The 14,635-nt window shown below is 75.0% G+C and carries 10 protein-coding genes; 9 read left to right on the top strand and 1 reads right to left on the bottom strand.

Going from position 1 to position 14,635, the window contains the following annotated elements; translation table 11 throughout:
- Positions 1 to 12: 12 nt before the first annotated feature.
- The 9 genes from ACIBPB_RS05605 to ACIBPB_RS05645 all read left to right on the top strand — a co-directional run bounded on the left by ACIBPB_RS05605 (position 13) and on the right by ACIBPB_RS05645 (position 13,197).
- Positions 13 to 1,041 (top strand): 3-oxoacyl-ACP synthase III family protein, encoded by a 1,029-nt coding sequence (locus tag ACIBPB_RS05605; RefSeq protein ID WP_396838372.1) that lies wholly within the window; start codon positions 13 to 15, stop codon positions 1,039 to 1,041.
- Positions 1,042 to 2,925, top strand: coding sequence for an HAD-IIIC family phosphatase (locus ACIBPB_RS05610; protein WP_396838373.1), 1,884 nt, complete (start codon positions 1,042 to 1,044; stop codon positions 2,923 to 2,925). It begins immediately after the preceding gene.
- Positions 2,922 to 3,149 (top strand): phosphopantetheine-binding protein, encoded by a 228-nt coding sequence (locus tag ACIBPB_RS05615; protein WP_046562921.1) that lies wholly within the window; start codon positions 2,922 to 2,924, stop codon positions 3,147 to 3,149. The genes ACIBPB_RS05610 and ACIBPB_RS05615 overlap by 4 nt, the downstream gene beginning before the upstream one ends.
- Positions 3,146 to 3,970, top strand: a complete 825-nt coding sequence (locus ACIBPB_RS05620; protein ID WP_357329638.1) for a 2-oxo acid dehydrogenase subunit E2 — start codon at positions 3,146 to 3,148, stop codon at positions 3,968 to 3,970. The genes ACIBPB_RS05615 and ACIBPB_RS05620 overlap by 4 nt, the downstream gene beginning before the upstream one ends.
- Positions 3,967 to 5,055, top strand: coding sequence for an alpha/beta fold hydrolase (locus ACIBPB_RS05625; RefSeq protein ID WP_396838374.1), 1,089 nt, complete (start codon positions 3,967 to 3,969; stop codon positions 5,053 to 5,055). The genes ACIBPB_RS05620 and ACIBPB_RS05625 overlap by 4 nt, the downstream gene beginning before the upstream one ends.
- Positions 5,056 to 5,125: 70 nt before the next feature.
- On the top strand, positions 5,126 to 6,166 hold the full coding sequence (locus ACIBPB_RS05630; protein WP_396838375.1) for a ketoacyl-ACP synthase III family protein: 1,041 nt from the start codon (positions 5,126 to 5,128) through the stop codon (positions 6,164 to 6,166).
- Positions 6,167 to 6,207: 41 nt separating this feature from the next.
- Positions 6,208 to 11,520 (top strand): type I polyketide synthase, encoded by a 5,313-nt coding sequence (locus ACIBPB_RS05635; RefSeq protein ID WP_396838376.1) that lies wholly within the window; start codon positions 6,208 to 6,210, stop codon positions 11,518 to 11,520.
- Positions 11,521 to 11,584: 64 nt separating this feature from the next.
- On the top strand, positions 11,585 to 11,845 hold the full coding sequence (locus tag ACIBPB_RS05640; protein WP_396838377.1) for an acyl carrier protein: 261 nt from the start codon (positions 11,585 to 11,587) through the stop codon (positions 11,843 to 11,845).
- A gap of 11 nt (positions 11,846 to 11,856) precedes the next feature.
- On the top strand, positions 11,857 to 13,197 hold the full coding sequence (locus ACIBPB_RS05645) for an NAD(P)/FAD-dependent oxidoreductase (RefSeq protein ID WP_396838378.1): 1,341 nt from the start codon (positions 11,857 to 11,859) through the stop codon (positions 13,195 to 13,197).
- A gap of 59 nt (positions 13,198 to 13,256) precedes the next feature.
- On the opposite strand, the gene ACIBPB_RS05650 is transcribed toward ACIBPB_RS05645, so the two are convergent.
- Complete coding sequence (locus tag ACIBPB_RS05650) at positions 13,257 to 14,438, bottom strand: cytochrome P450 (RefSeq protein ID WP_396838379.1); 1,182 nt, start codon at positions 14,436 to 14,438, stop codon at positions 13,257 to 13,259.
- Between the last annotated feature and the right edge of the window lie 197 nt (positions 14,439 to 14,635).

Below are 14,635 nucleotides of genomic sequence, written 5' to 3' on the forward strand. Positions count from 1 at the left end.
GAAAGGATCCCCATGGACGGCCGTGCCGCCTATCTCCTCGCCGTCGGCACCGCGCTGCCCGGGCCGGCCCTGTCGAACGCCCACCTGGCCCGCCGGTTCGGTCTGCCCGGCGTCTGGGAGCAGTGGGTGGACACCTTCATCGGCACCCGCAACCGGCACCTGGCGCGGGATCTGGACACCGGCGAGGTCCGCTACTCGCTCACCGACATGTGCGAGACCGCCGGCGCCCGGGCGCTGGCCGCCGCCGGGGTCGGTCCGGACGACGTCGACCTGGTGGTGCTCGGCACCTCCTCGCCCGACCGGCTGATGCCGGCCACCGTCAACATGGTCGCCGACCGGCTGGGCATCGACGGCGTCCCCACGTACCAGATGCAGTCCGGCTGCACCGGCGCGGTGCAGGCCCTCGACGTGGCGCACAAGCTGCTCCTGGTCGGCCGGGGCCGCACGGCGCTGGTGCTCGGTGCGGACAGCTGCGCCAAGCACCTGGACGTGCACGCGGACACCAGCGGCGCGGACCCGGCGGAGCAGGTCAACGGCGTGCTCTTCGGCGACGGGGCGGGCGCCGCCGTGCTGCGCACCGAACCGGTGCCCGGCGCGCTCGAGGTCCGCCACGTGGAGCTGCGCCTGGTCGGCCGGGGCCGGGCGCCGGGACAGGTCGTCGAGTGGTTCGGCGCCGGCGACGGCCCGCCGAGCGCGCCGGTGGTGGAGGACTACAAGGCGATCGAGGAGTCGGTGCCGCCGATGGCGCAGCGCACCCTGCGCCGGGTGCTGGACGAGCTGGACTGGCAGGACGACGAGGTCGACTACCTGCTCCCGCCGCAGCTGTCCGGCCGGATGACCACCCGGATCACCGCCGCCCTCGGCCTGCCCGGGGCGTACGAGGTGAGCTGCGTGGCCGACATCGGCAACACCGGCAACGCGCTGCCGTTCTTCCAGCTCGAACAGGTGATGCCGAAGATGGCGGCCGGCGACCGGGCGGTCGGCGTGGCCATCGAGTCCAGCAAGTGGATCGAGGCCGGGTTCGCGTTGGAGGCGGTCTGAGTGGACGCCGCGACCCCCACCGCCGAGACGCTGCTCGACCTGCACCGGTCGGGCCGGCTCGCGGCGCGCTACCCGGAGGTCCGCGCCCTGCTCGGCGGGCTCGACGACGCCGAGCTCGTCCGGGCCGGCCGGCTGCTCGCCCGCCTCGACGTCGACGAGGTACGCGCCGCGCACCCGGGCGTCCCCACGGTCGCCGTCACGGTGACCGGGCACGGCACCCTCGCCCCGCTGCTGCCCGCGCTCACCGCCGAACTGGCCCGGCACGGCCTGCTGCTGCACGCCCGGCTCTCCCCCTTCGACTCGTACGTCTTCGACCTGGCCGACCCGGACAGCGAGCTGTACCAGGCCGAACCGGACCTGGTGCTCTGCGTGCTCGACCCGATGGTGGTCTTCGACGAGGTGCCGGTGCCGTGGCGGCCCGCCGACGTGGCCCGGGTGCTCGCCGAGAAGGTCGACCTGGTCGAGCGCCTGGCCGCCACCTTCCGGTCCACCGCGCGCGGCACCCTCGTGCTGAACACGCTGCCCCTGCTGCGGCGGCACACCGCCCAGCTCGTCGACCTGACCTCCCGGGCCGAGCTGGGCGCGCTCTGGCGGGAGGCCAACGCCCGGCTGCTGCGCCTGTCCGCCGCCAACCCCTCCCTGGTGGTCGTCGACCTCGACCCCCTACTCGCGGAGGGGTCCCCCGCCTGCGACCCCCGGCTCACCGTCTACGCCAAGGCGCACCTGGCCGAACCGCTGCTCGCCGGGTACGCCCGTGAGGTCGGCCACCTGGCCCGGAACCTGGCCGGGCAGACCAAGAAGTGCCTGGCGCTGGACCTGGACGGCACGGTGTGGGGCGGCATCCTCGGCGACGACGGCATCGACGGCATCGAGGTGGCGGAGAGCTACCGCGGCGAGGCGCACCGCGCCTTCCAGCGGGTCGCCAAGCAGCTCGGCGCGCAGGGCGTGCTGCTCACCGTGGTGAGCAAGAACGAGGCGGCCGCCGTCGGGCAGGTGTTGCGCGAGCACCCCGACATGACGCTGCGCGAGGACGACTTCGTCCGGGTGGTGGCCAACTGGGCGCCCAAGCACGACAACCTCACCGAGCTGGCGCGGTCGCTGAACCTGCACCCGGACAGCTTCGTCTTCGTCGACGACAGCCCCTTCGAGTGCGGACTGATCCGGCACGCCCTGCCCGGCACCGCCGTCGTGCAGGTCGACGCGGAGCCGGCGCTGCACCTGGTGAAGCTGCTGCGGGACGGCTGGTTCACCACCCGCCAGCTCACCGCCGAAGACCGGGACCGGGCCGCCGGCTACCGCGACGAACTGGCCCGGCAGGACTTCCGCCAGTCGTTCTCCTCGCTCGCCGACTACCTGGCCGAGCTGGCGGTCGAGGTGGAGCTGGGCGAGGCCGGCCCCGAGCAGGTGCCCCGGGTGTCCCAGCTGTCGCTGCGCACCAACCAGTTCAACCCGACCACCCGGCGGTTGCAGCCGCAGGACGTCAGCGACCTGCTGGACGACCCGTACGCCCGGGTGCTCACCGTGCGCAGCCGGGACCGGTTCGGTGAGAACGGCCTGGTCGGCGTCCTGTTCCTGCGCCGCGACGGCGACCTCGTGCAGATCGAGAACTTCCTGCTCAGCTGCCGGGTCTTCTCCCGCGGCATCGAGCAGGCATGCCTGGCCGCGGTGCTGCGGCACGCCCGGGCCGGCGGCGCGTCGGCCGTGCTGGCCAGCTACCGGCCGACCGCCAAGAACCGGGTCGTCGCGGACCTGTGGACCCGGCACGGCTTCACGCCGGCCGGCGAGGACGGCGACGCCATCCGCTTCCGGCACGACCTGCACGACATCCCGGCGGTGCCCGAGCACATCCGCCTCACCGACCGCATTGGAGTGGACGCCGCATGAACAGCCTCGACGACTTCCTGCACCTCGTCACCGACGAGGTGGGCATCCCGGTCAACGCCGAGGACGCCCGCGGTGACCTCGACCAGGTGGCCGGCTGGGACTCGGTGCACCTGCTCACCCTGCTCACGGTGCTGGAGCAGCGCACCGGGCGCACCCTCGCGCTGCCCGACGTGCTGGCGGCCCGCAGCCTCGCCGACATCTACGACCTGGCCGTGACGGCATGAGGATCACCCCGGTCGCCCGGCAGCGCCGGCACACGTTCTTCTTCCTCGACCAGATCCGGGACTTCTCGCCGGTCTTCCTCGACACCGAGGTGGACATGACCGCGGTACGCCGGCACCGGGCGGCGGCCCGCGCGGACGGCCACCGGTACTCGGTGGTCAGCTACCTGCTGCGGGTGACCGGGCGGGTGCTCGCCGCCCACCCCGACGCGAACGCCGCGATCAGCGGCCGGCTCCGCGCCCGGGTGGCCCGGTACGACCGGGTGAACGGCAAGCTCACCCTGGACAAGACCGTCGACGGGCAGCGGGTGGTGCTCGCGGCGGTCCTGCCCGACCTGCACACCGCGAGCCTGGACGACATCCAGCGCCAGGTGGACCACTACCGCGACGGCGACCCCGACGAGATGCCGGAGTTCGCCATGCTGCGCAAGCTGCACCAGGCGCCGGCGCTGCTCGGCCGGGCGGTGTTCCGGCTCGGCACCCGGCCGCTGCGCCGCCGCGGCGACGCGTTCGGCACCTTCGCGGTCACCTCGCTGGGTCACCGCCCGGTGGACAGCTTCCACTCGGTGGGCGGCACCACCATCACCCTCGGCGTCGGGCAGGTCGCCGACCGGCCGGTGGTCCGCGACGGCCGGCTGGCGATCGCCCCGCTCATGCGGCTCAGCCTCGCCTTCGACCACCGGGTGATCGACGGCGCCGAGGCGGCCGACGTCCTCACCGAGATCAAGAGCGGCCTGGAGAGCTTCGCACCGGCCGTCGACCCGGACGGCGCGCCGGCGCACCGGGCCGACCCGACGCGCGAGCCGGACCTGGAGCGGGCATGAACGACCTGGACGAACTGAAGCGCTACATCACCGTGCACGCCCGCGGCCAGCGGATCCCCGACCTGCCCGCGCTGCTGGACCGGATCCGCACCGACGTCGGCGACGAGCCCGGCTCCTGGGTCCGGGAGTGGAGCGACCGGGGCGACCGGCTGGAGCGCGACGGCAAGCTGCTCGACGCCGCCCGGCACTTCGCCATGGCCCGCTTCCCGTACGTCGACGGCCCGCCCCGCGCGGAGGCGCTGCGCCGCTGCGTGGCGGCCTTCGACCGGTGGCGCGCCGACGGCCAGGGCATCGAGCGGCTCGACCTGGACCTGCCCGGTGGCCGGGTCGGCTGCTGGGCCGCCGGGCTGGACGCCGCCGCACCGCGCCCGCTGCTGCTGGTGCTGGGTGGGATCGTCAGCGTCAAGGAGCAGTGGGCGCCCACCCTGCCGCTCTTCGCCAAGCTGGGGTTCGCCGCGGTCGGCACCGAGCTGCCCGGGGCCGGGGAGAACACCCTGCGCTACGGCCCGGAGAGCTGGCGGATGCTGCCCGACCTGCTCGACCGGCTCGCCGACCGGGCCGACGTGTCCCGCACGTACGCCATCGCGTTCAGCTTCGCCGGGCACCTGGCGCTGCGGACCGCCGCCGAGGATCCGCGGCTGGCCGGCATCGTGACCGCCGGGGCGCCGGTGCGGGAGTTCTTCACCGACCAGGCCTGGCAGGCCCGGGTGCCGGACATCACCATGGACACCCTCGCCCACCTGACCGGCACGAAGCGGGCGGAGCTGGTCGCCGGGCTCGACGCCTGGGCGCTCACCGACGCCCAACTGGCGGCGGTCGGTATCCCGGTGGCGTACCTGGCCAGCCGGCGTGACGAGATCATCCCGCCGGCCGAGGCGGCCCGGCTGCCCGAGCGGCTGCGGCGGCTGCACCTGGTGGAGAACGACGACACCCACGGCTCACCCCGGCACGTGGTCGGCTCCCAACTCTGGACGCTGGCCTCACTGCTGCGGCTGCGCGGGGAACGCGGGCCGCGCCGGGTGCTGGTCGGCGGGCTGGCCCGGGTCGCCCGGCTGGCCGACCGGTTGCGGCCGGGACGCGACTGAGCACGCGGCCCCGGGCCGAGGGCACCGGGCGCCGACACCACCGACGAACGGCGCAGGAGGGGACCGGACGGTGCGTACGCCGGAGACGTTCATCAGCGGAATCGGGGTCTGGCTGCCCGACATCGTCAGCGTCGAACAGGCCGTCGCCGACGGCCACTACCCCGCCGAACAGGTCGACCTGCACGGCCTCACCGGCGCCGCCGTCGCCGGCGACACCCCCGCCCCCGAAATGGCCCTACACGCCGCCACCCAGGCCCTCACCCGCGCCCACCACCCACCCACCAACCTCGACCTGCTCCTCTACGCCGACTCCTGGCACCAAGGCCCCGACGGCTGGCAACCCCAGTACTACCTGCAACACCACCTCACCGGCGGCACCTGCCTCGCCGTCGAACTCCACCACGGCTGCAACGGCATGTTCACCGCCCTCGAACTCGCCGCCAGCTACCTGCACGCCCACCCCGACCGCCACACCGCCCTCCTCGTCGCCGCCGACAACTTCGGCACCCCGATGATCGACCGCTGGCTGGGCGGCCCCGGCTACCTGATGGGCGACGCCGGCAGCGCCCTGGTGCTGACCACCCGGCCCGGCTTCGCCCGGCTGCTCGCCGTCGGTTCGGTCACCGTCGCCGACGCCGAGGAGCTGCACCGGGCCGGCGAACCGCTCTTCCCGCCCGGGCCCACCGCCGCCCGGCCGCTGGACTTCACCGCCCGCAGCGCCGAGTTCCGCCGGGCCGCCCTGCGCGGCGGCGCCGGCACCGCCGTGCTGATGGACATCCAGCGGCAGACCCTCCAGGTCGTCGACCGCACCCTCGCCGAGGCCGGCATCGACATCAGCGACGTCACCCGGGTCGCCTACATGAACTACTCCCGCGAGATCGTCGAGCAGCGCTGCACGGCCGCGCTCGGCCTGCCGCTGTCGGCGTCCACCTGGGACTGGGGGCGCCGGCTCGGGCACCTCGGCGCCAGCGACCAGGTCGCCGCGCTGGACCACCTGATCGGCACCGGGCAGCTCGGCCCCGGGGACCACCTGCTGATGCTCGGCGTCGGGCCGGGCGTCACGGTCTCCTGCGCCGTCGTCCAGATCATCCACGCACCGGCCTGGCAGTGACCGACGCCGCCGACCGGTCCACCCCGAAGGAGAGGAATCCGGTGTTCGATGCGAACAGCGGCACGCCGCCCGCGGCGGCCGTCGCCGTGGTCGGGATGGGCTGCCGGTTGGCCGGCGACGTCGACTCCCCGGACAGCTTCTGGTCGTTGCTGCGCGACGGCCGGGACGGCATCGGGGAGCTGCCCGAGCAACGCTGGGACCACTACCGCGAGCTGGGGCCGGAGTTCGCCGCGGCGCTGCGCCGGGCCACCCGGCACGGCGCGTTCCTGCGCGACGTCGAGGGCTTCGACGCCGAGTTCTTCGGCGTCACGCCGCGCGAGGCGGAGCTGATGGATCCGCAGCAGCGGATCCTGCTGGAGGTCACCTGGAACGCCCTGGAGCACGCCGGCATCCCGGCCCGCCGCCTCGCCGGGGGTGACACCGGCGTCTTCGTCGGCGTCGGCTCCGACGACTACGGGCGGCGGCTGCTGGAGGACCTGCCCCGGATCGAGGCGTGGACCGGCATCGGTGCGGCCATGTGCGCGGTGGCCAACCGCATCTCCTACGCGCTGGACCTGCGCGGGCCCAGCCTCGCCGTGGACACCGCCTGCTCCGCCTCGCTGGTTGCGGTGCACCTGGCCTGCCAGAGCCTGCGTACCGGGGAGAGCTCGCTGGCGATCGCCGCCGGGGTCAACCTGATCCTCGCCCCCGGCCTCACCCTCACCCTGGACGCCGCCGGGGCGACCTCGCCGGACGGGCGGTGCAAGTCGTTCGACGCCGCCGCCGACGGCTACGGCCGCGGCGAGGGCTGCGGCGTGCTGGTGCTCAAACGGCTGGCCGACGCCGAACGCGACGGCGACCGGGTGCTGGCGGTGATCCGCGGCAGCGCCGTGCAGCAGGACGGGCGGACCAACGGCATCATGGCGCCCAGCCGGGAGGCGCAGGAGCAGCTGCTGGTCCGCGCCTGCAGGCAGGCCGGCGTCGCGCCGACCTCGGTGGACTACGTCGAGGCGCACGGCACCGGCACCCGGTTGGGCGACCCGCTGGAGGCCGGCGCGCTCGGCGCGGTCTACGGCGCCGGCCGCCAGCCCGGCGAGCCGTGCCTGATCGGGTCGGTGAAGGCCAGCATCGGCCACCTGGAGGCGGCCGCCGGGGTGGCCAGCCTGATCAAGGCGATCCTCGCGCTGCGGCACGCCGAGATCCCGCGCAGCCTCAACCTGGAGACGCCCAACCCGGCCATCGACTGGACCAACGCCGGCCTGCGGGTGGTCACCGAGCACCAGCCGTGGCCGCACCGGTCCGGCCCGCGCCGGGCCGGCGTCTCAGGATTCGGATACGGCGGCACCATCGCGCACGTCCTGCTCGAGCAGGCGCCCGACCCGCGACCGGCGCCGGACGGGCCGGCCGGGCTGCTCTTCCCGCTCTCCGCGGGCTCGCCGGAGACGCTGCGCCGGCACGCCGGCGACCTGGTCGAGCTGCTGGCCGCGGCCGAGCTGTCGCCGGCCGACCTCGGACACACCCTGTCCCGCCGCCGCGCGCAGCTGGAGCACCGGGCCGCCGTGGTGGCCGCCGACCGGTCCGAGCTGGTCGCCCGGCTGCGCCACGTGGCCCGGGGCGAGCAGGCGCAGCACGTCGCCACCGGGCGGGCGCTGCCCGGCGCCGGCGAACAGGGCCCCCGGCCGGTCTGGGTCTTCTCCGGCCACGGTTCACAGTGGTCCGGGATGGGGCAGGGGCTGCTCGCCGAGGAGCCGGCCTTCGCCGCCGTCATGGACGAGCTGGCCCCGGTCTTCCAGGCGGAGATCGGTTTCACCCCGCGCGAGGTGCTCAGCTCCGGGGATCTCGGCGCGGTGGACCGGATCCAGACAATGATCTTCGCGACGCAGGTCGGCCTGGCCGCCGTCTGGCGGGCGTACGGGGTGAGCCCGGCCGCGGTGATCGGCCACTCGGTCGGCGAGATCGCCGCGGCGGTGGCCTGCGGCGGGCTCAGCCTCGCCGACGGCGCGCGGCTGAGCTGCCGGCGGTCGATCCTGCTGCGCCGGGTCGCCGGCGCGGGCGCCATGGCGATGGCCGCGATCCCGTTCGCCGAGGCGGAACGGCGGCTGGCCGGCCGGACCGACGTGGTGGCCGCGATCGCCGCCTCGCCGGCCTCCACGGTGATCGCCGGCGACCCGGACGCGGTGGCCGAGGTGCGGGACCGGTGGCAGGACGAGGGCGTGCTGGTCCGGCGGGTCAACTCGGACGTGGCGTTCCACAGCCCGCAAATGGACCCGCTCTGCCTCGACCTGGCCGCCGCGCTCGGCGACCTCGCCCCGGCCGTGCCGGTGGTGCCGATGTACCGCACCTCGCTGGCCGACCCGCGCGGCGCCGCGCCGCTGGACGGCGCCTACTGGGCGGGCAACCTGCGCAACCCGGTACGCCTCGGCGACGCCGTGGCGGCCGCCGCCGAGGACGGCCACCGGGCGTTCGTGGAGATCTCGGCGCACCCGGTGGTGGCGCACTCGATCGGCGAGACCCTCGCCGACCTCGACCGGACCTTCGTCGGGTCGACGCTGCGGCGCAACTATCCCGAGCGGGCCACCTTCCTGACCAACCTGGGCGCGGCGCACTGCCACGGCATCCCGGTGGACTGGGCCCGGTTGCAGCCGGCCGGCACGCTGGTCGACCTGCCGCTGACCCCCTGGCAGCACCGCCGGCACTGGCGGGACGCGCCGTCCGGCGGGCCGGGCGGCGGCATGGGCCACGACCCGGACAGCCACACCCTGGTCGGTACGCCGGTGAGCGTGGCCGGCGCCGCGCTGGGGCTGTGGCGGACCCGGCTGGACGACGAGAGCCGCCCCTACCCGGGCCACCACACCATCCACGGCACCGAGGTGGTGCCGGCCGCCGTGCTGCTGAACACGTTCCTGCGGGCCGGCGCCGACCAGGGCCGGCCGCCCGTGCTCACCGACGTGGCGTTGCGCGTCGCGCTGCCCACCGCCGACCCCCGGGAGATCCAGGTCGTCGCCGAGGACGACGCGGTGCGGCTCGCCTCGCGGACCGCCGCCGGGGACGACGCCGCCTGGCAGGTGCACGCCTCGGCGGCGCTCCGCCCGGCACCCGCGTCCGCCCCGGCCCACCCGCCCGCGCCCGCCGACGCCACCGGTCCCGCCGACGCCACCGGTCCGGGCGACGCCGCCGGTCCCGCCGACACCGCCGGTCCGGGCGACGCCGCCGGGTGGCCGGGCGAGCTGACGCCCGGCGAGCCGAGCCTGGTCACGGGTCATCTCGCCGCGGTGGGCGTACCGTCGATGGCCTTCTCCTGGCAGGTGCGCGAGCTGGCCCAGGGCGACGGCGCGCTGCGCGCCCTGGTCCGGGTCGACCAGCCCGCCCCGGCGGCGACCTGGGCGCCGGTGCTCGACGCCGCGCTCTCCGCCGCGCCCGCCGCGTTCGGCGGCCCGCCCGTGCTGCGCGTGGTCGCCGGCGTCGACACCGTGACCATCAGCGGCGCACCGCCGGCGGAGGCGAGGGTCGACGTGCGGGTCGACGGCGACGCCCCCGACCGGGCCGACGTCACCGTCGCCGACCCCGCCGGCACCGTGCTGGCCCGGCTGCGCGGGGTGCGCTTCGGGGTCCTCGACGGGCCGGTCACCGCGCCGGTACGGCCCGAGCACCTCGTCTACGAGATCGCCTGGACGCCGTACCCGGCCCCGGCCGAGCAGCGGACGCCCCGGGAGGTGGTGCTGGTCGGCGGCGCCGGACCGCTGGCCGAGGAGATCACCGCCCGGATCACCGGCGCGGGCGTCCCGCTGCGCGCCGTGGCCGACGCCGCCGGGCTGGCCCGGCTCACGCCGGCGCCGGACCCGTCCGGCGTGGTGCTGGTGCTGCCCGGCGGCGACGCCGACGTGCCGGCCGCGGCCGCCCGGCAGGCCTGGCTGCTCACCGAGGTCACGCAGGTCCTCGCCGGCGGCGACGGGAGCGCCTTCCCCCGGTTGTGGGCGGTGACCCGGGGCGTCCGGGAGTCCGCCGACCCGGCGGCGCTGGCCGACGCGCCACTGTGGGGGCTGGGCCGGGTGCTCGCCACCGAACATCCCGAGCTCTGGGGCGGCCTGATCGACCTGGACCCGGCCGACCAGGGCGGGCTGGACGCGCTGCCCGGCCTGCTCGGCGCCACCACCGGAGACGACGTGCTCGCCCCGCGCGGCACCGGCACCTCGGTGGCCCGCCTGGCACCGCTGGACCGGCCCGCGGTGCGGCCGCCGCTGCGCTGCCGGCCGGACGGGACGTACCTGGTCACCGGCGGGCTGGGCACCCTCGGCCTGGCGGTCGCCGACTGGCTGGCCGACCAGGGCGCCCGCCGCCTGGTGCTGGCCGGGCGGGCCGGGCTGCCGCCGCGGGCCCGCTGGGACCGGCCGGCCGACGACGGCGGCCCGGACCCGGCGACCCGCGACCGGATCGCCCGGGTCCGCGCGCTGGAGGCCCGCGGCGTCACGGTACGCGTGCTCGCGGTCGACGTCGCCGACGCCGACGCGCTGCGCCCGCTGCTCGACCCGGACGCGCTGGGCCTGCCCCCGGTGCGCGGCGTGGTGCACCTCGCCGGCGTGCTGGACAACCGCTTCGCCGCCAACCTGGACGAGGACTCGCTGCGCCGGGTGCTGCGCCCGAAGGTCGACGGGGCCTGGGCGCTGCACCGGCTCTTCCCGCCCGGCAGCGTCGACTTCCTGACCCTCTTCTCCTCCTGCGGCCAGCTGCTCGGGCTGCCCGGGCAGGCCAGCTACGGCGCGGCCAACGCGTTCCTCGACGCGCTGGCCACCCACCGCCGCACGCTCGGCGCCGACGACACCACCAGCTTCGGGTGGACGTCCTGGCAGGGACAGGGCATGGCGGTCAACGCCGTGGTGGACAACGAGCTCAAGGCCCGCGCGGTGGCCGCGATCGAGCCCGAGCAGGCGTTCGCCGCCTGGCAGCACGCCCACCGGCACGGCGGCGGGCACCTGCCGGTGCTGCGGGTGCTGCCGGCCGGACCGGCCACCGACCGCCCGCCGCTGCTGGCCCAGCTGCCCAGCGGGGCGGACGCCGGCGACGGGTCCGCCGAGCAGCCGGCCGCGGTCCGTCTCGCCGACCTGCCGCCGGAGGAGCTGCGGGCCACCGTGCAGACCGAGGTGGGCACCCAGATCGCCGCCGAGATGCGGCTGCCCCTGTCCGAGCTGGACCTCCGGCGGTCGCTGCTGGAGCAGGGACTCGACTCGGTGATGACGCTGGTGATCCGGCGGCGGCTGGAGAAGCGGTTCGGCCGCCCGGTGCCGGCCACCCTGCTGTGGAACCAGCCCACCGTCTCGGCGATCGCCGAGCACCTGGTCGACGCGCTCACCGCCGCTCCCGCCGGCGCCGAGCCGTAACCGCCCCCGACCCCCGACCCGCCCCGCCGGGGCGCGACCGGCACCGCCAGGAGAGGAGAGAACCGTGTCCGAGGACGACGTCAGCGCCGCGTTGACGACCTTCATCAAGGAGAACCTCGCGCAGGACGCGCCGTACGACATCGACGAGGACACCCCGCTGCTGGAGCTGGGCATCCTCGACTCGCTGAAGACGGCGATGCTGCTCAACTACATCCGCGACGGGCTCGGCACCCCGGTGCCGCCCCAGCTGATCGACGCGGCCAACTTCCGGAGCATCCGGACCATCGCCGCGCTGGTCGGCAGCCTGACGAGCACACCGAACTGAGGAGGCCGGAGATGAGCGTGGACTACGACGTGGCGGTGATCGGCGGCGGGCCCGCCGGCTCGACCGTCGCCTCCTACCTGGCCGGGGCCGGCCTGTCGGTGGTGGTGTTCGAGAGCGAGCTGTTCCCCCGGGAACACGTCGGCGAGTCGCTGGTGCCGGCGACCACCCCGGTGCTCTCCGAGATCGGCGTGCTGGACGACATCGAGGCGGCCGGCTTCCCCCGCAAGTACGGCGCGGCCTGGACGTCGGCCGAGTCCCGCAACGTGCCGCACAACGGCTTCACCGGCCTGGACCACGACTTCCGCGCCGCCGAGGTGATGTTCGTCGAGCGGGACCAGCCGGGCGTCGACCGGGACTACACCTTCCACGTCGACCGGGGCAAGTTCGACCTGATCCTGCTCAAGCACGCGGAGAGCCGCGGCGCGAAGGTCTTCTCCGGCGCGCGGGTGCTCAACGTGGACTTCGACGACCCGGAGGCGGTGGCGCTGACGGTCCGGTTCGGCCCCCGCGAGGTGCCGTTCCGGGCCGGCATGGTGGTGGACGCCTCGGGCCGGAGCACGCTGCTGGGCCGGCAGCTCAAGTACAAGGTCTCCGACCCGGTCTTCAACCAGTACGCCGTGCACACCTGGTTCGAGGGCCTGGACCGGGCGGCGGTCGCGCCGTCGGCGGAGAAGGAGGACTACATCTTCGTCCACTTCCTGCCGATCAAGGACACCTGGGTGTGGCAGATCCCGATCACCGACACCATCACCAGCGTCGGCGTGGTCACCCAGAAGAAGCTCTTCGCCGAGGCCAACACCGACCGGGAGGCGTTCTTCTGGGACTTCCTGTCCAGCCGCCCGGACCTGCACAAGGCGTTGCAGGACGCGCAGCGGGTCCGCCCGTTCAAGGCCGAGGGCGACTACAGCTACTCCATGAAGGAGATCTGCGGCGACCGGTTCGTGCTGATCGGCGACGCGGCCCGGTTCGTCGACCCGATCTTCTCCAGCGGGGTGAGCGTGGCGCTGAACAGCGCCCGGATCGCGGCCAAGGACATCATCGCCGCCCACCGGGCCGGCGACTACGCCAAGACCCGGTTCGCCGGGTACGAGGAGAAGCTGCGCCGGGGCGTGCGCTACTGGTACGAGTTCATCTCCATCTACTACCGGCTCAACGTGCTCTTCACCGCCTTCGTCCAGGACCCGCGCTACCGCATCGACGTGCTGAAGATGCTCCAGGGCGACGTCTACGACGACGAGGAGCCGAAGGCGCTGGTGGCGATGCGGGAGGCGGTGGCCGCGGTGGAGAACAACCCCGACCACCTCTGGCACCCGTACCTGGGCACGCTGCGGGCTCCCGTCCCGACTGCCTGAGCGACGCCGAAGCCCGGCCCCGGAGATCCGGGCCGGGCTTCGGCGTGGGTGCGGCCAGGTCAGCGCAACGCGACCGGCAGCGACTCCCAGCCGTTCATCAGGATGCTGGTCTGCCGGGTCAGCTGCTCGGCCGGCACGGCCAGCCGCAGCTTCGGGAACCGGGCCAGCAGCGTGCCGATGGCGATCCGCGCCTCCAGCCGGGCCAGCGGGGCGCCCATGCAGTGGTGCAGCCCGTGCCCGAAGGAGAGGTGGCCGTTCTTCTCCCGGCCGATGTCGAACCGCTCCGGCTCGGCGAAGAGCGCCGGGTCGTGGTTGGCCGCGACCAGCGAGATGAACACCATGTCCCCGCGCGGGATGGTGGCCCCGCCGATCGACACGTCCTCGGCGGCGCGGCGCGGGGTGGCCATCCGCAGCGGCGCCTCGTAGCGGAGGAACTCCTCGATCGCGGTGGGCAGCCGCTCCGGGTCGGCCCGCACCGCGGCCAGCGACTCGGGGTGGGTGAGCAGGTCGTGCACCCCGTTGCCGATCAGGTTGGTGGTGGTGGCGTGCCCGGCGATCAGCATCAGGAACACCATCGAGGTCAGCTCGTCCTCGCTGAGCCGGTCCCCGCCGTCGCTGACCCCGACCAGGCCGGAGAGCAGATCGTCGGCCGGCTCCCGGCGCTTGCGCTCGATCAGCGTGCGGGCGTACTCGACCAGCTTGGTGGCCGCGCCGATGAACTCCTCGGGCCGGGCCAGGGTGCCCTGGGTGATGGTGTTGGCCCAGCCCTGGAAGATCTCCGAATCGGCGGCCGGCACGCCGAGCAGCTCGGCGATCACCTGGAACGGCAGCGGGAAGGTCAACGCGGGTACCAGGTCGACCTCGTCCCGGTCGGCGAACGCGTCCAGCAGCCCGTCGGTCAGCTCCTGGATCCGCGGCGCCAGCGCGTCGGTGCGGCGGCGGGTGAAGGCGGCGCTGACCAGCTTGCGCAGCCGGCCGTGGTCCGGCGGGTTGCTGTGCAGGACGTCGCTGCTCATCGCCAGGGCCAGCTCCGGCGGCAGGCCGGGATAGCCGCCCTCCAGCGGACCGTCCTTGATCAGGTGCGGGTGGGCGAGGGCCTGCCGGACCTCGTCGCCGTTGGTGATCAGCCAGGCGAGTGCGCCGTGCGGGAGGGCGATCTGCCGCACCGGCGCGGTGCGCCCCAGGACCGGGGCGTCGGTCAGGCTCGGGGGTTTCGACTTCAGCTCGGGTGACGGCGTCATCCCGCCATCGTCGGCGCGCCGACTAAAGGGGAGGCAAAGCAGCCCGGCCCGGGGTGCGCCGGTCAGGAACGGCTTTAACGACCGACAAGGCCGCCGTTGGGGGCCGTGGGCACGCTGTCCAGCGCGCCGGGCGCCGGTGCCACCCCCGGGTGCGCCGACGGCGTCCGTACGAGGCCGAGTGAGGGGCAGTGATCCGC

It is taken from the genome of Micromonospora sp. NPDC049836, from assembly GCF_044465125.1.
Taxonomy (GTDB): domain Bacteria; phylum Actinomycetota; class Actinomycetes; order Mycobacteriales; family Micromonosporaceae; genus Micromonospora.